At 69.3% G+C, this 18,088-nt stretch carries 14 protein-coding genes; 9 read left to right on the forward strand and 5 right to left on the reverse strand.

Annotated elements, in window-relative coordinates; translation table 11 throughout:
• Window positions 1–28: 28 nt before the first annotated feature.
• The gene (locus LTT66_RS16355; RefSeq protein ID WP_233068444.1) at window positions 29–2,518 is read right to left on the reverse strand and encodes a glycerol-3-phosphate 1-O-acyltransferase; all 2,490 of its coding nucleotides are present in this window, start codon (window positions 2,516–2,518) and stop codon (window positions 29–31) included.
• Between the two features lie 287 nt (window positions 2,519–2,805).
• Here LTT66_RS16355 and nbtS point away from each other — a divergent pair, with 287 nt between their 5' ends.
• On the forward strand, window positions 2,806–4,116 hold the full coding sequence (nbtS, locus tag LTT66_RS16360) for a nocobactin biosynthesis salicylate synthase NbtS (protein ID WP_233068457.1): 1,311 nt from the start codon (window positions 2,806–2,808) through the stop codon (window positions 4,114–4,116).
• A gap of 55 nt (window positions 4,117–4,171) precedes the next feature.
• On the opposite strand, the gene LTT66_RS16365 is transcribed toward nbtS, so the two are convergent.
• Window positions 4,172–5,788, reverse strand: coding sequence for a (2,3-dihydroxybenzoyl)adenylate synthase (locus LTT66_RS16365; RefSeq protein ID WP_233068459.1), 1,617 nt, complete (start codon window positions 5,786–5,788; stop codon window positions 4,172–4,174).
• Window positions 5,789–5,900: 112 nt separating this feature from the next.
• On the opposite strand from LTT66_RS16365, the gene LTT66_RS16370 reads away from it, so the two are divergent.
• From LTT66_RS16370 to LTT66_RS16380, 3 genes are all read left to right on the forward strand, one after another.
• Window positions 5,901–6,779: an oxidoreductase gene (locus tag LTT66_RS16370; RefSeq protein ID WP_233068461.1), complete on the forward strand. Its 879-nt coding sequence runs from the start codon at window positions 5,901–5,903 to the stop codon at window positions 6,777–6,779.
• A 114-nt stretch (window positions 6,780–6,893) separates the two neighbouring features.
• The gene (locus LTT66_RS16375) at window positions 6,894–7,364 is read left to right on the forward strand and encodes a carboxymuconolactone decarboxylase family protein (RefSeq protein WP_181725479.1); all 471 of its coding nucleotides are present in this window, start codon (window positions 6,894–6,896) and stop codon (window positions 7,362–7,364) included.
• Window positions 7,365–7,719: 355 nt separating this feature from the next.
• Complete coding sequence (locus LTT66_RS16380; protein WP_233068463.1) at window positions 7,720–8,811, forward strand: 3-deoxy-7-phosphoheptulonate synthase; 1,092 nt, start codon at window positions 7,720–7,722, stop codon at window positions 8,809–8,811.
• 108 nt (window positions 8,812–8,919) lie between these two features.
• Here LTT66_RS16380 and LTT66_RS16385 read toward each other — a convergent pair whose 3' ends face one another.
• Together LTT66_RS16385 and LTT66_RS16390 are read right to left on the reverse strand one after the other, a co-directional pair.
• Window positions 8,920–9,420 carry a class I SAM-dependent methyltransferase gene (locus LTT66_RS16385; RefSeq protein WP_233068465.1) on the reverse strand — a complete coding sequence of 167 codons (501 nt, stop codon included), beginning with the start codon at window positions 9,418–9,420 and terminating at the stop codon, window positions 8,920–8,922.
• A gap of 35 nt (window positions 9,421–9,455) precedes the next feature.
• Window positions 9,456–10,064, reverse strand: a complete 609-nt coding sequence (locus tag LTT66_RS16390) for a GNAT family N-acetyltransferase (RefSeq protein ID WP_233068467.1) — start codon at window positions 10,062–10,064, stop codon at window positions 9,456–9,458.
• A gap of 106 nt (window positions 10,065–10,170) precedes the next feature.
• On the opposite strand from LTT66_RS16390, the gene LTT66_RS16395 reads away from it, so the two are divergent.
• The 3 genes from LTT66_RS16395 to LTT66_RS16405 all read left to right on the forward strand — a co-directional run bounded on the left by LTT66_RS16395 (window position 10,171) and on the right by LTT66_RS16405 (window position 13,167).
• Window positions 10,171–11,082, forward strand: a complete 912-nt coding sequence (locus LTT66_RS16395; RefSeq protein WP_233068469.1) for a sigma-70 family RNA polymerase sigma factor — start codon at window positions 10,171–10,173, stop codon at window positions 11,080–11,082.
• 315 nt (window positions 11,083–11,397) lie between these two features.
• Window positions 11,398–12,564, forward strand: a complete 1,167-nt coding sequence (locus LTT66_RS16400) for a pyridoxal phosphate-dependent aminotransferase (protein ID WP_233068470.1) — start codon at window positions 11,398–11,400, stop codon at window positions 12,562–12,564.
• A gap of 51 nt (window positions 12,565–12,615) precedes the next feature.
• Window positions 12,616–13,167: a dihydrofolate reductase family protein gene (locus tag LTT66_RS16405; RefSeq protein ID WP_233068471.1), complete on the forward strand. Its 552-nt coding sequence runs from the start codon at window positions 12,616–12,618 to the stop codon at window positions 13,165–13,167.
• Between the two features lie 33 nt (window positions 13,168–13,200).
• On the opposite strand, the gene LTT66_RS16410 is transcribed toward LTT66_RS16405, so the two are convergent.
• Window positions 13,201–13,845, reverse strand: a complete 645-nt coding sequence (locus tag LTT66_RS16410; RefSeq protein WP_233068472.1) for a LysE family translocator — start codon at window positions 13,843–13,845, stop codon at window positions 13,201–13,203.
• Between the two features lie 239 nt (window positions 13,846–14,084).
• On the opposite strand from LTT66_RS16410, the gene LTT66_RS16415 reads away from it, so the two are divergent.
• Together LTT66_RS16415 and LTT66_RS16420 are read left to right on the forward strand one after the other, a co-directional pair.
• Window positions 14,085–16,244, forward strand: a complete 2,160-nt coding sequence (locus tag LTT66_RS16415) for an acyltransferase family protein (RefSeq protein ID WP_408638808.1) — start codon at window positions 14,085–14,087, stop codon at window positions 16,242–16,244.
• Window positions 16,245–16,396: 152 nt separating this feature from the next.
• Window positions 16,397–18,055: a DNA repair helicase XPB gene (locus tag LTT66_RS16420; RefSeq protein ID WP_233068473.1), complete on the forward strand. Its 1,659-nt coding sequence runs from the start codon at window positions 16,397–16,399 to the stop codon at window positions 18,053–18,055.
• The last annotated feature ends 33 nt before the right edge of the window (window positions 18,056–18,088 follow it).

The following is an 18,088-nucleotide window of genomic DNA, read 5'->3' on the forward strand; positions in this document are numbered from 1 at the left end:
GCGCCCGGGGTGGTTGCGCGTCGATCGCTCACCACGCCTCCCGGTTGGATGGGTCGAGCGCGGCGGCCTGCGCGATGCGGGCGCCGATAGTGCGCAGGCGCTCGGCGAATTCGGTTCTGCGCCGCAGCAGGTCCGCGCGCCGCTGGGCCGCTTCGGCGGAGCGCTCGGCCGGTTCCTCATCGAGCGCCGTTTCCAGCAAGCCGTAGTTGTCGGCGAGTTTCAACGCGCTGGTGAACAACTCGGTGGAGACCGACTCGGGGCTGTGCAACCGCTGCTGCAGCATCATCTGCTTGCCGACCGCGACGCATTCGGTGATGAACTCCTTGCGGTCGATCTCGTCGCCTGCGTCGCGGGCGGCCAGCCGTTCGGCCACCACCAACTGCGCGTCGATGAACGAGCGCAGCACACGGTGGGCCATCGTGAAGCCGGATGCGGTGAGCTTCGCCAGGATGTCCGAGCCGAGGGTGTCGTGGCGGGTGTGGGTGTACCAGTCCGGATCCACCAGGAGCATTTCCGCGACCATCTGGTCGGCGAACTCGCCGCGATCGGGAAAGAAGAAGTCGAACTTCAGCAGGTCGCGCAACCGGAATGCCTCGTCCCAGCCGGTTTTGAGGGCGTCGGCGTCGCCGTTGTCGACCGCGGCCAGGATGGACAGCTCGAGGATGGCGCGGTTGACGAACCAGTGCACGGCGCTGTTGCGGTAGAAGGCGGCTTCCAGATGGGCGCCGGGCTCGATCGAGTACACCGGCTCGATCCCACCGCGATACACCGTGACCACCTTGGCCAGCGAGAGCTGTTCCAGCACGACGGCCAAGCCCTGCTCGTCGCGGAGCGCGTCGAGTTCGCCGCGCGGCAGCTCGCGCTTGTCGATGTAGCCGAGCATCGGGGCCAGCACGGTGCGCACCTCGCCGAGGGTGAGCGCGCGCCCGTCGACACCCAGCAGCGTCAGGGTGGCCAGCGCATTGACGGTGATCGGCGTGACCGCGTTGATCCCGACCGCGACCTCGAACGCCAGCCGCTGCACGGCCTTGCGTTCCAGCTCGAGCATTTCCGGCGGGTCGCTGTCGACGAGCCCCGCTTCGGTGCGCGGCGGCGGGATCGGCTCAGTGTGGTGCCACGGGATGGTCAGCGGCGGCGCCGTCAGCGGATCGCCGTGCGCGGCGAGTCGATCGCGCGCCGACAGCGGCTCACCGAAGCGGACGTATACGTGCCCGGCGGAGTGCTGCTGACTGCGGATGTAGCGCGCCAGCCAGGTCAGCCCCTCGGGTTTCTTCTTGCCGCCCTCCTGCTCGGTGGTGATGGCGCCGAGTTCGTTGAGCCGTTCGTAGGTGATCGAGACCGGAACCAGCATGACGTCGTCGATGCGATTCGAACGGACGGCGGCCGCAAGATAGTTCAGCAGTCCGTAGCGCGGCGGCCGCAGCTTCCCGGTGCGGGTGCGGCCACCTTCGAAATACCACTCCAGGTTGAAGCGCTTGACCAGCAGATAGGCGAAGTATTCCTCGACTACGGCCTTGTAGACCTCGTCGTCACCGAAGCTGCGCCGGATGAAGACGGTTCCGGTGCGCCGCGCGATCGGGCCCATCGGCCAGAAGCTGAGGTTCGCGCCGCCGATCACGTGGTTCGGCGGGAAGTCGTTGCGGGCCAGCACGTCTCCCAAGACGAACGCGTCGACGTAGGAACGGTGCGAGGGCAGGAACACCAGCGGATAGCGGCGGTTGAGATCGCGCAGCCCGGTCAGGCCGGACTCGTCGGGGTCCACCTTCCAGGTCGAAGCGTGCACCGGTCGCATGGCCTGGGTGAACAGGTCGGAGACCAGCCTGCTCTGCGCGGCGACCAGTTCGTTGAGCCCTTTCTCCGCACGGCGATACACCTCGTGCGGGCTGGCCCCGATCTGGTCGGCGATCAACTCCAGCCTGCGCAGGAAGTCGGGGGAGTCGAGGATCTCCTCGGCGACGAGCTTGGGCACCTTGTACCGGTCGCCGATGATGGTGCGTTCGGCGCGTTCGAGCGCCACCACCGCGGCGCGCACGACGGCGCGGGCGAACGGCTCGGCGGTGCCCTTGTCGAACAGCGCCGAAGCCTCCGGGTTGTTCGCACGCAGCTCGCTGAGCCGGGCCGGCGCGCCGGTCAGCACCACGTGCCGGTCCGGCGACTTGGACAGCAGCCTGCGCTGCACCAGCCGGTTGGGCTTGCGCGGGTTGGTCATCAGGGCCAGGTCGGCGAAGGTGACGCGGCGGACGCCGTCGCGTTCCGGTGGCAGCCACAGCACGCGGATCGGCACCACCAACGGATCGTCGCGCCTTCCGACCAGCCTGGTCGCGACGGCGGCCGCGTCCAGGTCCAGCTGGATGACCGGTGCGTCGGTGCCGAACTCGGCGCTGATCCCGCCGTCGGCCAGCCACTGGCCGACGAGTTCGCGTTCCACCCCCGATGCGGCGTCGATCAGGGCCACCACCGAGTGCGGTGTGGTCCCGGGCCGGGCTGTCGCGGGTGAATCGCCGCGGTGATCGATCATCGATGTTCTTCCCTCCGCAGGTGACGCTCTCCACTATTCAATCCCGGCGGGTCTCTTCCGCGCAGGCGGTCGGCGTGGCGAGTTCGGTTCGGGCGGCACGGATGGCGTGATCGAGGCACCGGATGGCGGCACGAGTGCGGGCGAAAGTGCTTGCGAGGTGGCCCCCATGCCGCTCGGATCGATCGCTAGGCGGCAGCCTTGTAGCCGCGAGCACACCCCCGCACAGCGAAGCAGGTAATGCTAACCTTACCTCCACAAGTTAGGCCAGGGTAACCTTTGGAGGATCGTTGTCGACCACGGAACGCCTGCGGGTTGAGTATGTGACCGATCCGGCGGCAGCGATGTCCCGGCTGGCAGGGGCGGATCGGTTCGGCGAGTACGTGATGTACGAGCGTCCGGGGGAATGGGTCTTCGCCGCCGATCCGATCGGCAGTGTCGAACTGGACGCGCGGGAACTGCGCGTCACCTGGGTGGGGCAGACCACGACCAGCGGATGGGAAGGCAACCCGGCAGGCGTGATCGACCGTGCGCTCGGCACGCTTCCCCTCGACGGTCGAAATGCGTACGGCTGGATCGGATTCGAATTCTGCGCGTGGGCCCTCGAAGCCACCGGGCACGTGGACCCGCGCACCGCGCTCGCGCACCTGATGATCCCCCGGATCGAGGTCAGGGTGAGCGAATTCGGCGTTCAGGTAGCGGGTGCGACGCCCGCGGAGACCGGGGACATCCACGATCTGATCGCACAGTCGCAGAACACCGAACTGCCGCGGGCGCATCCGGCCGACATCCGGATCGATCCCACCGGGTACCGGGACCGGGTCGCCGAGGCGGTCGGCGAGATCCAGGCCGGCCGCTACCAGAAGGTCATCCTGTCCAGGAAGGTCGAACTGCCGTTCGCGGTGGACATTCCGGCCACCTATCGGCTCGGGCGCGCGCACAACACTCCGGCGCGGTCGTTCCTGCTGCGGCTGGGCGGCCTGGAGGCGGCGGGCTTCAGTCCCGAACTGGTCGCGTCCGTGGATGACCAGCGGGTGGTGACCACCGAGCCGCTGGCGGGCACCCGCGCATTCGGTCGCGGCTCGGCGGCCGACCTCGCCGCCAAAGCCGACTTGATCACCGACCCGAAAGAGATCGTGGAACACGCGATTTCGGTGCAGACCTCGTTCGCGGAGATCGCGGCCGTCGCCGATCCGGGCACGCCCGCGGTGTCGGACTTCATGGCCGTGCGCGAGCGTGGCAGTGTGCAGCATCTGGCGTCGACCGTGCGGGGGCGGCTGGCCGCGGACCGATCCAGCTGGGACGCGTTGGAGGTGCTGTTCCCGTCGGTGACCGCCTCGGGGATTCCCAAGCGCGCGGGCGTCGACTCGGTGTTCCGGCTGGACCACGATCCGCGCGGGTTGTATTCCGGTGCGGTGGTCACCGTTTCGCCGACCGGTGCGCTGGAGGCGACCCTCGTGTTGCGCGCGGTGTACCAGAACACCGAGGGGGCCTGGCTGCGCGCGGGCGCGGGCATCGTCGGCCAGTCACGGCCGGAGCGCGAGTTCGAGGAGACCTGCGAGAAACTGGGCAGCATCGCGCCTTATGTGGTGAAGGCCTAGCGAAAAGCCGGCGGGCAGCGCACCGATGATGCGCTGCCGTCGGCTTTCAGCGGTACTACCGCTCGGCGCGCAGCGCTTTCTTGTCGATCTTGCCGACCGCGGTGATCGGCAGTTCGTCACTGCGGCGCAGCACGTCGGGCAGTTTGTAGGTGGCCAGCCCGCGTGCGGCGAGGAAGGTCTTGATCTCGGCCAGCGTCGGCATCTCGCCGTCGACGACCAGGACGGCGCAGACCTTTTCGCCCAGCGCCGCATCCGGTAGCCCCACGGCGGCGGCGTGCCGGACGGCGGGGTGGGCGAGCAGGTGTTCCTCTAGCTCGTCGCAAGAGACGTTCTCGCCGCCGCGGTTGATCACGTCCTTGATCCGGCCGGACACCACCAGATGGCCGCTGGGTAGACGACGCACCAGGTCACCGCTGCGATAGAAGCCGTCCGGGGTGAACGCGCGCGCGTTGTGCTCGGGGGCGCGGTAGTAGCCGCGAATCGTATACGGCCCTCTGGTCAGCAGCTCGCCCTCCGTGCCCGGCGCCACCTCGTTGCCGTCGGCGTCCACCACGCGGATCTCGTCGGCAGGTGAGAGCGGCCTGCCCTGGGTGGTGTGCAACAGCTCGGCCGGATCGTCGAGCCGGGTGTAGTTGAGCAGGCCCTCGGCCATGCCGAACACCTGTTGCAGGGTGGCGCCCAGCGCGGGGGTCACTTCCTTGGCGTTGACCTCGGCCAGTCGCGCGCCGCCGACCTGGAGCAGACGCAGCGAACTCAGGTCGGCGTCTTCCCATTCGGTGGCCGCGCACCAGAGTTGGGCCAGCGGCGGCACGACGGCGGTGACCGTCACCCGGTGCCGCTCGATCGCGGCGAACGCGCTCTCGGGGCTCGGGTCGCCGACGAAGGCGACCGACCCGCCCACCGCGACGGTGCCGAGGATTCCCGGGCAGGCCAGCGGAAAGTTGTGTGCGGCGGGCAGTGTCGCGAGGTAGACGTCCTGCTCGGTGAGTTGGCACACCTGCGCGCTGGCGGTGGCGTTGTAGACGTAGTCGTCGTGCGTGCGCGCGATCAGCTTCGGCAGGCCGGTGGTGCCGCCGGAGACCAGCATGAGGGCGATGTCGGCCGGATCGATCTCGGGTAGTTCACCACCCGCACGCGGGATCGAGGTGAGGTCGGTGAACGGCCCGGGATCCCCGAGCACGAGGATGTGGCGCAGCGAAGGCACCGCGGCGCGCACGGTCGCCGCCAGTTCGCGATAGTCGAAATCGCCCGCCCGGTCGGCGACGATGTAGCCGACCGCCTCGGAAAGCCGGGCCAAGTGCTCGATTTCGGCCCGTCGATGCGCAGGCAGACTCAACACGGGAATGATTCCGGCGCGCAGCAGGCCGAACAGCACGGTGAGGAACTCGGGCACGTTCGGGAGCTGGACAACCACGCGGTCGCCGGGAGCGATGCCCAGCGCGAGCAGTCCGTGCGCCATCCGGTCCGCGGCGGCGTCGATGTCGGCGTAACTGCGCTTGCCTTGCGCGTCGAGCAGCGCGGGGCGCTGGGGACGCCGGTGTGCGGTCGCGCGCAGCAGGTCTCCGAGCGGGCGCCCGGCCCAATATCCGGCGGCTCGATATTCCGCGGCCGTGCGCGCGGGGAAAGGTACATAGCCGTCGCGATGCGCGGACTCGGTCGGTGTGGAAGTCACGGTCTGCCTCACAGATGTCAAGCCAAGGGGTGCCTTATATAGGTTAGGCAACCCTACTGTTCGGCGTGTCCGAACCTGTCGCCCGGCATCGGCGCGCACTAGACTTTTCGTCATGACCAGGTGGGACACCTCGAACATTCCCGACCAGAGCGGCCGGAAATTCATCGTCACAGGGGCCAACAGTGGCCTGGGGGCCGAAACGGTGCGCGCGCTGACCGCCGCGGGCGGCGAGGTGGTGCTGGCCTGCCGGAACGTGGCCAAAGGGGAGCGGGTGGCCGCCGGACTCGGCGACCGGGCCCAGGTGCGCGAGCTGGATCTGGCCGATCTCGCCTCGGTCCGCGCGTTCGCCGAGGGCGTCGACGGTGCCGACGTGCTGATCAACAACGCGGGCGTGATGGCTGTGCCGGAGGGGCGCACCGCCGACGGCTTCGAAAAACAGATCGGCACCAACCATCTCGGTCACTTCGCGCTCACCGGGCTGCTGCTGGACAGGATCTCCGACCGGATCGTCACCGTCTCCAGCGGTGCGCACCAGGTCGGCAAGATCGATCTGGACGATCTGAACTGGGAGCGGCGCAAGTACCAGCGGTGGGCGGCTTACGGGCAGGCCAAGCTGGCCAACCTGATGTTCGCTCGTGAGCTGCAGCGCCGGTTGACCGCCGCGGGCTCGTCGAAGGTCTCGGTCGCCGCGCATCCCGGCTACGCTTCCACCGAATTGCAGTCGCACACCGAGTCGTTCCTGGACCAAGTGATGTGGCTGGGCAACCGGGTTTTCGCGCAGAACGCCGCCATGGGCGCGTTGCCGACGCTGTACGCCGCGACCACCGACGTCCAGCCCGGCGGCTACTACGGGCCGACCGGACTCGGCGGCATGCGCGGCTATCCCGGGCCGTCCGGATCGTCGAAAGCCTCCAGGGACGAGAAGGTCGCGGCGGATCTGTGGGAGCTGTCGGAGAAGCTGACCGGCGTCACCTACGACTTCACGAAATAAGCGCCACTTCGCCTTTCGGGCACTGTGATCCACGTCTCACGGTCCGCTGTCACACTCCGGCGCACCGCGTCGTCCTCCTGATGAACCCGCAGGGAACGACAAAGGACGGACATCATGGAACAGCGCTTCGAACTCTTCACCAACCCGGTCGGCGGCAGCTTCGTCAAGCGGCTGACGATGGCCTCGAAGGTGATCAACGATTCCACCCTGCCCGCCGCGACCTATGAATTGGTGAAGATCCGCGCCAGTCAGATCAACGGCTGCGGCTACTGCACCGACATGCACACCAAGGACGCCGCGCACGCGGGCGAGACCTCCGTGCGGCTCAACCTGATCGCCGCGTGGCACGAGGCCACCGTCTTCACCGAGGCCGAGCGCGCCGCGCTGGCGCTCACCGAGGAGGCCACCCGGATCGGCGACGGCCGCGCGGTCAGCGACGCGGTATGGCAGGAAGTGCGCAAGCACTACGACGACGACCAGATCGCCGCCCTCATCGCCGCCATCGCGATGATCAACGCCTGGAATCGGATGAACGTCATCGCCCGCACCCCGGCGGGTAGCTACGTGCCCGGCCAGTGGGGGTGAGACCGAATCTCCGGCAGCACCGCCACATCGCCCCGTCGCGGCCCCATCTCGGCGGGGCCGCGAGCAGCGCTCGTAAGCCTCCGGTTCCGGCGGGCCAGGCCGCCCGAGCCTAGAGAGAGCCGCGACACGCCGCGCCGAGGCGTGGCGTATCTAACAGAGTCGTTCACCGATCGGTTGCGGGCTGGTACTGTCCCCGACGTGCAGCGCGTGTATTTCTGGTTTAGCAAGCCGGCCCTGGGTGGGCTGGTCTGCGGCAACCGCGTGCGCTGACTGACTTCCACCCCGAGCCGGACGATGACCGGCTCGACGGGATTTCTCCTCCGTGGGTCGGCCTCGAGATAAGGAAACCCACGACATGACAACCGCAGCCGACGTCGACGCGCGGCATTCCGATCTGGACGATCAACGCACCCTCAACATCAGCCCGCTGCGCTCGCCGGCTGAGGTGCGTCGCGTGCACCCGATCACCGATGCGCTCGCCGATACCGTCCGTGCGGGGCGCAAAGCCACCGTCGACGTGCTGAACGGCGCGGACGATCGCCTGATGGTGATCGTCGGCCCGTGCTCCGTGCACGACCCCGCCGCCGCGCTGGACTACGCGCGCCGCCTCGCGGCGAAGGCCGCCGAACTCGACGACCGGTTGCACGTGGTGATGCGGGTCTACTTCGAGAAGCCGCGTACCAGCCTGGGCTGGAAGGGCCTGATCAACGACCCGCACCTGGACGGCTCGTTCGACGTCAACACCGGACTGGGCTTCGGCCGCAAGCTGCTGGTCGATATCACCGCGCTCGGTCTCCCGGTGGCCTGTGAGTTCTTGGACCCGATCACTCCGCAGTACATCGCGGACCTGGTGTCCTACGGCGCGATCGGCGCGCGCACCGCGGCCAGCCAGGTGCACCGCCAGCTCAGCAGCGCGCTGTCGATGCCGGTCGGAATCAAGAACGGCACCGACGGCGACGTCCAGGTGGCAGTGGACGGTGTGCGCGCGGCGGCGGCCAGCCACGTGTTCCCCGGCACCGACCTCGACGGCCGCTCCGCGCTCATCCGTACCACCGGCAATCCGGACTGCCACGTGATCCTGCGCGGCGGCAGCAACGGCCCGAACTACGACGCGGCGTCGGTCGCCGAGGCGTGCCTGCGGCTGGAGAAAGCGTCCCTGCCGCAGCGGATCGTGGTGGACGCCAGCCACGGCAACAGCAACAAGGACCACAACAAGCAGGTCGACGTGGTCACCGATATCGCGCGGCGGCTGGCGGCGGGCGAGGCGGCAGTCGTCGGCGTCATGCTGGAGAGCTTCCTGGTCGCGGGACGCCAGGACCTCACCCTCGGCCACGCCGACGAGCTCACCTACGGCCAGTCCATCACCGACGCCTGCCTGAACTGGGAGACCACCGCGAAGCAGCTGGACCGCCTGGCCGAGGCGGTGGGGCAGCGCCGCGAGCGCTGATCCGTCCGACGGGACGCTCGAACCGACGGTGCTGCGCAGCAAAGTCGAGGTCGCGGCGAAGTCGCCCGCGCTCACGCGGGCCGTGCAGACGCCGTTGGTCGAGCACCATCAGCAGCAGAGCACGCCCAGTAGGTCACCGGAGGAGATGGTGCGGACATCGAAACCCGCTTCGGTCAGGTGTTCGGTCAGCCGGGCGAGCGGCGGCTTCGGGCTGGTCGGATCCGCGGCGTCGGGCGGGCCGTAGCCGTAGTACAGGCCCAGCGTTCCTCCGGGCGCCAGCAGTTGCCGGATCAGGGCGAGTTCGGTGGTGGGGCGCTTGGTCCAGAACAGGTTGACGTTCACCGCGAGGACTTTGTCGAAACCCGCCGCGCCGAGCCCGGTCTCGCGCAGCAGCCGGTCCTGGGCCAGATCCGCGAGGTCGGCGTGCACCAAGCGGACCCGGCCCGACGCGAGGTGCGCGGCATGCCGTTTACTCGCGCGGGCGATGGCCGTGACCGAACGTTCCACGCCGACGACCGTGCCGTCGATCGCCTGCTCGGCCAGGCGGGCGATCGAATCGCTGGAACCAGGACCGATTTCCAGCACTCGATCGGCGGGCCGAACCGCCATAGTTCGTATGATCCAGGCGAATCGCGGGTCGGCTGTCATCGGCGAGCTACGCCGTGGCTCGGCGTCCGGCCACGAGCGAACTCGGCGGGCCAGTCGTCCGCCGGGCCGGGCGGGTCGGTGCGCAGCCGGGCGGCGAACCAGTGGTCGCGGCGTCGTCCGCGCTGGAGGCTGCCCAGCCGGGCCAGGCCCTCGTACCGGAATCCGGCGTGGCGCGCGACCGCGGCCGAGGCGTAGTTGCCGACGAACGCGCGCCAGGCGATCCGCTCCAGAGCCAGGCCGTCGGCGCGGAACCCGAACTCGCACACCAGCTCGACCGCCTGGGTCATCAGGCCGCGCGACCGCTGCGCCGGGACGAGCCAGAAACCGATCTCGGCCGCGCTCTCGTCGCGTTCGCCGAGCCCGATCATGCCGACGACCGGTCCGTCGGCGCGCAACCGGATCGCCCAAGTGGGGCTGCGCGCGGCCCAACCAGGGACCACCATCTCCTCGATGAAGGTCACGGCGCTGTCCCGTACGTAGGGCACCGGGATGGTCACCCACTCCGCGATGTCCGGATCCTGGCAGCACTCGGTGATGGTGTCGATATCGTCCGTCGTCGGGCGCGACAGCCAGATCGTTCCGTTCGACAGCACTTGCTGGTCCATCGCGTCATGCTGCCACGGAAGGGTCCGGCGGATCATCCGGTTATCTCGCGCAAACCTGTAGATGCCGCGCGGGAACGTTCCAGACCCGGACCGTAGACTTCCCTCGATGGTTGCCGCGCTGCTTTCCGACCTGTTCGAGTCACATCGGGCGCATCTGCTCTCGGTCGCCTACCGGCTGACGGGCAGCGTCGGCGATGCCGAGGACGCGGTGCAGGAGAGCTGGTTGCGCTTGGCGGGGGCCCACCAGTCCGAGATCGAAGATCTGCGGGCTTGGCTCACCACCGTGGTGACCCGCATCTGCCTGGACCGTCTGCGAAGCGCGGCGGCGCGGCGGGAAAGCTACGTGGGTCAGTGGCTGCCGGAACCCGTGGTCACCGCGCGCACGCAGTCGAGCGCCCCCGACCCGCTGGAAGCGGTGGTGCGCAAGCAGGAGTGCCGGTTCGCGGCGCTGATCGTGCTGGACGCCCTGACGCCGCCGCAACGCGTGGCCTTCGTACTGCACGACGGGCTGTCGGTGCCGTTCGACGAGATCGCCGACATCCTCGGCGTATCGGCCGACGCGGCGCGGCAGCTGGCGGTGCGCGCCCGCAAGGCGGTGACGCAGATGCCGCAGCCGGTGCCGGATGCCGAGCACGAGGCCGCCGTCGTGCGTTTCCTCAACGCGCTGAGTTCCGGTGACGTGGCCGCCGTCGCGGCGGCGCTGCATCCGGACGCGGTGATGATCGGCGATGCCAACGGCACCACCGCCACCGCGATCAACGTGCTGCACGGCGCGGATCGCATCGCCCGGTTCTACCTGGGCTTGGTGCGCAAGTATGGCTTCGAGGACGCGTCGCCGGACTTCGAAATCGTCTCGGTCAACGGGCAATTGGGGCTCGCGGTCCAGGCGCGGCCGGCGCGGGAAGGCCGGAGCGGTTATCCCGCGCGTGTACTCGGCTTCACGGTGCGTGACGGGCTGGTTTGGGGTACTTACGATCTCGCGAATCCAGCCAAACTCGGCGGGATTCGTCTGGGTTGAGCCGCACCAGACTGCCGCCCGGTGGGGATCGGCCGGGACGCTGACGGACTCGGCCAGTTCCCGTGGACGCCCCGGCTCCCGGCCAGGGGACGAGCCAACGCCCCGCTCCGGTGTCCAGGAGTCGAATCAGGTGCCCGCGATCGAGTCGTGCGGCACCTGCCGCAGCATTTCGATGCGTGTCCGGCGACCTCCGATGTGGCGGGGGCTTCGCGCGATCGGATCGAGGTGGCAGGCGATGCGCCCCCGCCGAGGCACCCGCTACCAGCGGGTTTGTGCGGTAGAACACGTGGAGGTGGGCTGAGCTAGTCTCCGGTTATGCCCTCGCGACATCAGACCGTTGCCCGCCTGCGTCCCTTCGCCTCCACGATCTTCGCCGAGATGACCGAGCTCGCCGTCCGGCACGACGCGGTCAACTTGGGGCAGGGGTTCCCCGACACCGACGGGCCCGCGAGCATGCTCGAAGTAGCGCGGCGCGCCATCGCCGACGGTCTCAACCAGTACCCGCCCGGGCGTGGCATGCCGGTGCTGCGCCGAGCCGTCGCCGCCGACCGCGCCCGGCGCTACGGGACCGAGTACGACCCGGACACGCAGGTGCTGGTGACGGTGGGGGCGACCGAGGCGATCAGCGCGGCGGTGCTGGGCCTGGTCGAGCCCGGCGAGGAGGTCGTGCTGATCGAGCCGTACTACGACTCGTATGCCGCGGCGGTGGCGCTGGCAGGCGCGCGGCGGCGCACGGCTCGGCTGGTGGCCGACGGAGACCGCTTCGTGCTGGACCTGGACAGCCTGCGCGCCGCGATCACTCCGGCGACCCGGATGCTCGTCGTCAACTCGCCGCACAATCCGACCGGCACGGTGCTGGGGCGCCCGGACCTGCTGGCGATCGCCGAGATCGCCTGCGAGCACGATCTTCTGGTGCTCACCGACGAGGTCTACGAGCACCTGGTCTACGACGGTGCCGAACACGTCAGCCTGGCCACCCTGCCCGGCATGGCCGAGCGCACGATCGTGGTGTCCAGTGCCGCGAAGACATTCAGCGTCACCGGGTGGAAGACCGGGTGGGCTTGCGGGCCCGCGGATTTGATCGATGGCGTGCTCGCGGCCAAGCAGTTCATGACGTTCGTGGCGGGCGGGCCGTTCCAGCCCGCCGTGGCACACGCGATCGACCACGAGCTGGGCTGGGTCGGCGAGCTGCGGAATGCGTTGTCCGAGAAGCGGCTCCGTCTTTCCGCGGCGCTCAGCGACACCGGTCTGCGGGTGTATCCGAGCGCGGGCGGCTACTTCGTCGTCGCCGACATCACCCCGCTCGGCGCCGCCGATGGACTGACGTTCTGCCGGGAACTGCCGAAGCGTCTCGGGGTGGCGGCGGTGCCGGTCAGCGTGTTCGCCGACGACACCGCCGCGTGGAACCACCTGGTGCGTTTCACCTTCTGCAAGCGGGACGAGACGCTGGACGAGGGCGTGCGCCGGTTGCGTCACGGCTGATTCGCAAACCTTGCCGTGAACTGTCAGGTTTCGGTGGCAACCTTGCCTGGCATGGCTACCCAGTACTACACCGCAACCAGTCTGGACGGATACCTCGCCGATCCGGACAACTCACTGACCTGGCTGTTCGAGGTGGACGGCGCGGACGAGGCGCAGGCGAGCACGGCGGGCTTCCTCGCCCGGGTCGGCGCCCTGTGCATGGGCGCGACCACCTACGAGTGGATGGTGGCCAACGATTCGCCGGAGAACTGGCACACCTACTACGGCGACCTGCCGTGCTGGGTGTTCACCCACCGGGAGCTGCCCGCGATACCCGGTGCGAATCTCCGGTTCGTGTCGGGGACGGTCGAGTCGGTGCACCAGGAGATGGCGCGCGCGGCCGGTGATCGCAATATCTGGATCGTCGGCGGCGGGGACCTGGCCGGGCAATTCGCCGACGCCGGGTTGCTCGACGACGTCATGGTGAGCATCGTGCCGGTGACCCTGGGCGCGGGCGCACCGCTGCTGCCGCGGCGCATCCTGTCCACCCGGATGCGCCTCGTCGCCGTCGAGCAGGCCGGTCAATTCGCCGAACTGCACTATCGCCTCGCGGCCCCGCGCTGAGCCGAGCAGCCGCCGCACCGGCGTCACATCGGCTCAGGCCGGTGTGGGGCGGGTGCGGTCGGTGGCGAGCAGGACGGCGATCGCGCCGAGCATCGTGCCGGTGAGATAGCGCTGGACGCGCAGCCACAGCGGGCGGCCGGTGACCAAGGTCGCCAGCCCACCCGCGCCGAGCACGATCAGGGCGTTCACGGTGAGCGCCACCGCGATCTGCACCGCGCCCAGGCACAGACTCTGCAACCAGACTTTGCCGTGCTCCGGCGTGACGAACTGCGGGATCAGCGCCATGTACATGATTGCGATCTTCGGATTCAGCAGATTGGTGACCAGCCCCATCGCGAACAGCCGCCGCGTGGGATCCGCGGACAGCGCCGTGGGCGCGAACACCGAGACACCGCCCGGCCGCACCGCCTGCCAGGCCAGCCACCCGAGATACGCCGCGCCCGCCAGCTTCACCGCCAGATACAGCCCGGGGACCACCGCGAACACGGCCGTGATCCCCGCCGTCGCCGCCGCCAGATACACCCCGAACCCAGCCGCCACCCCCGCCAACGACACCAACCCGGCCCGCCGCCCCTGCGACACCGTCCGCGACACCAGATACATCATGTTCGGCCCCGGCGTGAGAACCATCCCCAACGCCGCCACCGCAACCCCCACCACCGCCACCATCTCGATCACCCCCCGATCCTCACCCGCCCCACCGACCCCTGTCGCGGTCCACTTCACACCCGCTGGACGGGAAGCGGGAATATCCACTCGGGTGACCTCTGCCCTCGACCGAGGTCGCGCCGAGCGGGCTCAGCCGCTCGGGTTCACGGTCAGTGCGCGCATGCGGATTTCAAAAGCCCAGGCCAGGGGTGGTGGTGGGCGGCGAGTCGGCGGGACATTGGTGACGAAACGGATGACAATGCTGGGCTATGACGGCCACGGTCAGCGGGTTGCGAAAGCGGCGGGCGGACGGGGTGGGCGGCGGGTCGGATCGGGAGGGATTTCGGCCGGATATCGAGGGAATGCGAGCGGTCGCCGTAGCGGCTGTGGTGCTTTTTCACGCGGGTGTGCCGGGGATCGGGGGTGGATTCGTCGGTGTGGACGTCTTTTTCGTCATTTCCGGCTTTCTCATCACCGGAATACTTTGCCGAGCAGCGGTGGCCACCGGCACCGTGGGGCTGGTGCGGTTCTACGGTGCCCGTGCGCGCCGACTGCTGCCCGCGGCGGGCGTCGTGCTGGTCGCCACGGCGATCGCCGCGGCCGCGTTGTTACCGCCGTTGCAGGCTCGCGAAGTCCTCGTCGATGGGATCGCCTGCGCACTGTATGCCGGGAACTACCGCTTCGCGCTGCACGGCACCGATTACCTGGCCGCGGATGCGCCGCCCTCGCCGTTTCAGCACTTCTGGTCGCTCGGCGTGGAGGAGCAGTTCTACCTGGTATGGCCCGCGCTGGTGATCGCGACGACCTGGCTGGTGCGGCGGCGCCGCAGCGGTTCGACCGGGCCGTTGCCGTACCTGGTCGCACTCGGGGTGGTGGCCGCGCTCTCCTTCGCGGTCTCGCTGATCTGGACCGAAACGCTGCCCCCGTGGGCGTTCTTCTCGCTCCCTGCCCGGGCTTGGGAGCTGGCGGCAGGCGGCGTGGTCGCGCTGACGGCCGTCGTGTGGGCCCGGCTGCCGGAGGGCGTATCCGCCGTCGCGGGCTGGGCCGGATTCGGTGCGATTCTCGCGGCCTGCGTTCACCTCGACGAGAACGTGCCGTATCCGGGCACCGCGGCGCTGCTGCCCGTGCTGGGCACGGTCCTGGTGATCGGATCCGGTTGCGCTCGCGCGCGATTCGGTGCCGGTCGCGTTCTAGCGGTGCCCGAGCTGCGGGCGATCGGCAGAGTGTCCTACGCCTGGTACCTCTGGCACTGGCCGGTGCTGGTGCTGGCGCCGCAGGTGCTCGGCCACCCGCTCGGGTCGGTCGGCGCACTGGGCGCGGTCGCCATGGCCTGCGGACTCGCCATGCTCACCCAGCGGCTGGTCGAGGATCCGGTTCGCTTCGCCGTTCGGTTGCGAAGTTCGGCCCGGCTCAGCCTCGCCTGTGGCGGTGCGAGCACCGCGATCGCGATCTGCGTGGCGCTTGCGCTGCTCACGGTGGTGCCCGCTCCGGTCGGCCGCGGCGCGGCGGCGCAGCGGCTCACCCTCACACCGGTGGCACCGGCTAGCCCCGTCGCCGACCCGCATGACGACGTGATCCGGCAGTTGACGGCGCAAACTCAGTCGGCGGTCGCCGCCTCCGCCGAAGTCCGCGACGTTCCCGCCAACCTCACTCCCTCGCTCGCCGATGCGCGTGGCGACCGGGCGGAGGTGTTCGACAACGGTTGCGTCCGGTCCTGGCACGACGTGGGCCAGGCCGAGTGTGCCTCCGGCGATCCGGACGCGGCCACCACGGTGGCCTTGGTCGGCGATTCCCACGCGGCGATGTGGCAGCCGGCGTTCGAGCAGATCGCCGGATCGCGCCACTGGCGGCTGGAGACCATGGCCAAAGTCACTTGTCCACTGTTCGACCTGCCGATCACGAGTCCCTACCTGGGCCGCGCGTACACCGAATGCGAGCAGTGGCGCGGGCAGATCCTGACCCGGCTGCGACACCAGCGCCCGCGGCTGATCGTGGTGAGCATGTCCCGGCGCTACGGTGGCGACTTCGGCTTCGTGTCCTACGACCAGGCGTGGATCGACAGCCTGCACCGCCTGGTCGCCCAGTTGAGCGCGACCGGCTCGGCTGTGCTCGTGCTCGGCGCGATCCCCGATCCCCATGCCACCGTGCCCGCGTGCGTGGCCGAGCATCTCGGCGACGCCTCGGCATGCGCTCCCGCGCGCCCGGTCGCGGTCGACGACGCGGGCATTGCGGCCGAGCACGCGGCGGTGACGGCAGGCGGCGGACAGTACGCCGACCTGACCGCGCTGTTCTGCACCGCGGCTCGCTGCCCCGTCATCGTCGGGAACAACCTCGTCTACCGTGACGACAACCACCTCACGATCGGTTACGCCGAGACCCTCGGGCCGGTGCTCGGCGCGCTCGCCGAACGCGCGCTCAGCCACGGCTGAGCAGCCCGTCTCGGGGGCCGCGGGAAGACATCGGGCCCTTCCGGTGTTACACCCGGTCGCCGCCGCAACCGCGCCCTGTGGAAAGGCCCGGTAGCCTGCGGGTTGTCGGAGGGGTCGGGGAGAATGGCGGGGAATCTATCGGAGGAGGGACTGTGAACGACGGTCCGCTGATCGTGCAGAGTGACAAGACACTGCTGCTGGAGGTCGACCACGAGTCAGCCGACGCGGCGCGGCAGGCGATCGCGCCGTTCGCCGAGCTGGAGCGGGCGCCCGAGCATGTGCACACCTATCGGGTGACCCCGCTGGCGCTGTGGAACGCGCGGGCGGCCGGGCACGATGCCGAGCAGGTGGTGGACGCGCTGGTCAGCTTCTCCCGTTATGCCGTGCCGCAGCCGTTGCTGGTCGACGTGGTGGACACCATGGCGCGCTACGGCAGGTTGCAGCTGGTCAAGCATCCCGCGCACGGGTTGACGCTGGTCAGCCTGGATCGCGCGGTGCTGGAGGAGGTGCTCCGGCACAAGAAGATCGCCCCCATGCTCGGCGCGCGCATCGACGACGACACGGTAGTGGTGCACCCGTCCGAGCGCGGCCGGATCAAGCAGATGCTGCTGAAGATCGGCTGGCCCGCCGAGGACCTCGCCGGCTACGTCGACGGCGAGGCGCACGAGATCGAGCTGGACTACGCGACCGACGGCTGGCACCTGCGCGACTACCAGCAGATGGCCGCCGACTCGTTCTGGGCGGGCGGCTCCGGGGTGGTGGTGCTGCCCTGCGGCGCGGGCAAGACGATGGTCGGCGCCGCGGCGATGGCCAAGGCGAAGGCCACCACGCTGATCTTGGTCACCAACACGGTGGCGGGCAGGCAGTGGCGGCGCGAACTGCTCGCGCGCACCTCGCTCACCGAAGACGAGATCGGCGAGTACTCCGGTGAACGCAAGGAGATCCGCCCGGTCACCATCGCCACCTACCAGGTGATCACTCGCCGCACGAAAGGCGAGTACAAGCACCTGGAGCTGTTCGACAGCCGCGACTGGGGATTGGTCATCTACGACGAGGTGCACCTGCTGCCCGCTCCGGTCTTCCGGATGACCGCCGATCTGCAGTCCCGGCGCAGGCTCGGCCTGACCGCCACGCTGGTGCGCGAGGACGGCCGCGAGGGCGACGTGTTCTCGCTGATCGGCCCGAAGCGCTACGACGCGCCGTGGAAGGACATCGAGGCCCAGGGGTGGATCGCCCCTGCCGAATGCATCGAGGTCCGGGTCACGCTGACCGATGCGGAGCGGATGACCTACGCCACCGCCGAGCCGGAGGAGCGCTACAAGCTGTGCTCCACCGCGCACACCAAAATCGCTGTGGTCGAGTCGATTCTGGCCCAGCACCGAGACGCGCCCACCCTTGTCATCGGTGCCTACCTGGATCAGCTGGACGAACTCGGCGCCGCGCTCGACGCCCCGGTGATCCAGGGGTCGACGAAGACCAAGGACCGCGAGGAACTCTTCGACGCGTTCCGGCGCGGCGAGATCCCGGTGCTCGTGGTGAGCAAGGTGGCGAACTTCTCCATCGATTTGCCGGAAGCGTCCGTTGCCGTGCAGGTTTCGGGTACCTTCGGCTCTCGACAGGAGGAGGCGCAGCGCCTCGGCCGGCTGCTGCGGCCGAAACAGGACGGGGGGCAGGCCCATTTCTACTCGGTGGTCGCGCGCGACACGCTCGACGCTGAATACGCTGCTCATCGTCAGCGTTTTCTCGCCGAACAGGGGTATGCCTACCGCATCACGGATGCCGACGACTTGCTCGGCCCCGCCATCGGATAAGCGGAGGCATTTCCTCCGCAAACTGTGCTAGGA

It is taken from the genome of Nocardia gipuzkoensis (genome assembly GCF_021183645.1).
Taxonomy (GTDB): domain Bacteria; phylum Actinomycetota; class Actinomycetes; order Mycobacteriales; family Mycobacteriaceae; genus Nocardia; species Nocardia abscessus.

Excerpts from the sequence above, each read along its gene's own strand:
- LTT66_RS16405 (WP_233068471.1), top strand. The coding sequence starts at position 12,616 with ATGGCTACCCAGTACTACACCGCAACCAGTCTGGACGGATACCTCGCC.
- LTT66_RS16390 (WP_233068467.1), bottom strand. The coding sequence starts at position 10,064 with ATGGACCAGCAAGTGCTGTCGAACGGAACGATCTGGCTGTCGCGCCCG.
- LTT66_RS16375 (WP_181725479.1), top strand. The coding sequence starts at position 6,894 with ATGGAACAGCGCTTCGAACTCTTCACCAACCCGGTCGGCGGCAGCTTC.
- LTT66_RS16355 (WP_233068444.1), bottom strand. The coding sequence starts at position 2,518 with ATGATCGATCACCGCGGCGATTCACCCGCGACAGCCCGGCCCGGGACC.
- LTT66_RS16395 (WP_233068469.1), top strand. The coding sequence starts at position 10,171 with ATGGTTGCCGCGCTGCTTTCCGACCTGTTCGAGTCACATCGGGCGCAT.
- LTT66_RS16380 (WP_233068463.1), top strand. The coding sequence starts at position 7,720 with ATGACAACCGCAGCCGACGTCGACGCGCGGCATTCCGATCTGGACGAT.
- LTT66_RS16385 (WP_233068465.1), bottom strand. The coding sequence starts at position 9,420 with ATGGCGGTTCGGCCCGCCGATCGAGTGCTGGAAATCGGTCCTGGTTCC.
- LTT66_RS16400 (WP_233068470.1), top strand. The coding sequence starts at position 11,398 with ATGCCCTCGCGACATCAGACCGTTGCCCGCCTGCGTCCCTTCGCCTCC.
- LTT66_RS16370 (WP_233068461.1), top strand. The coding sequence starts at position 5,901 with ATGACCAGGTGGGACACCTCGAACATTCCCGACCAGAGCGGCCGGAAA.
- LTT66_RS16415 (WP_408638808.1), top strand. The coding sequence starts at position 14,085 with ATGACGGCCACGGTCAGCGGGTTGCGAAAGCGGCGGGCGGACGGGGTG.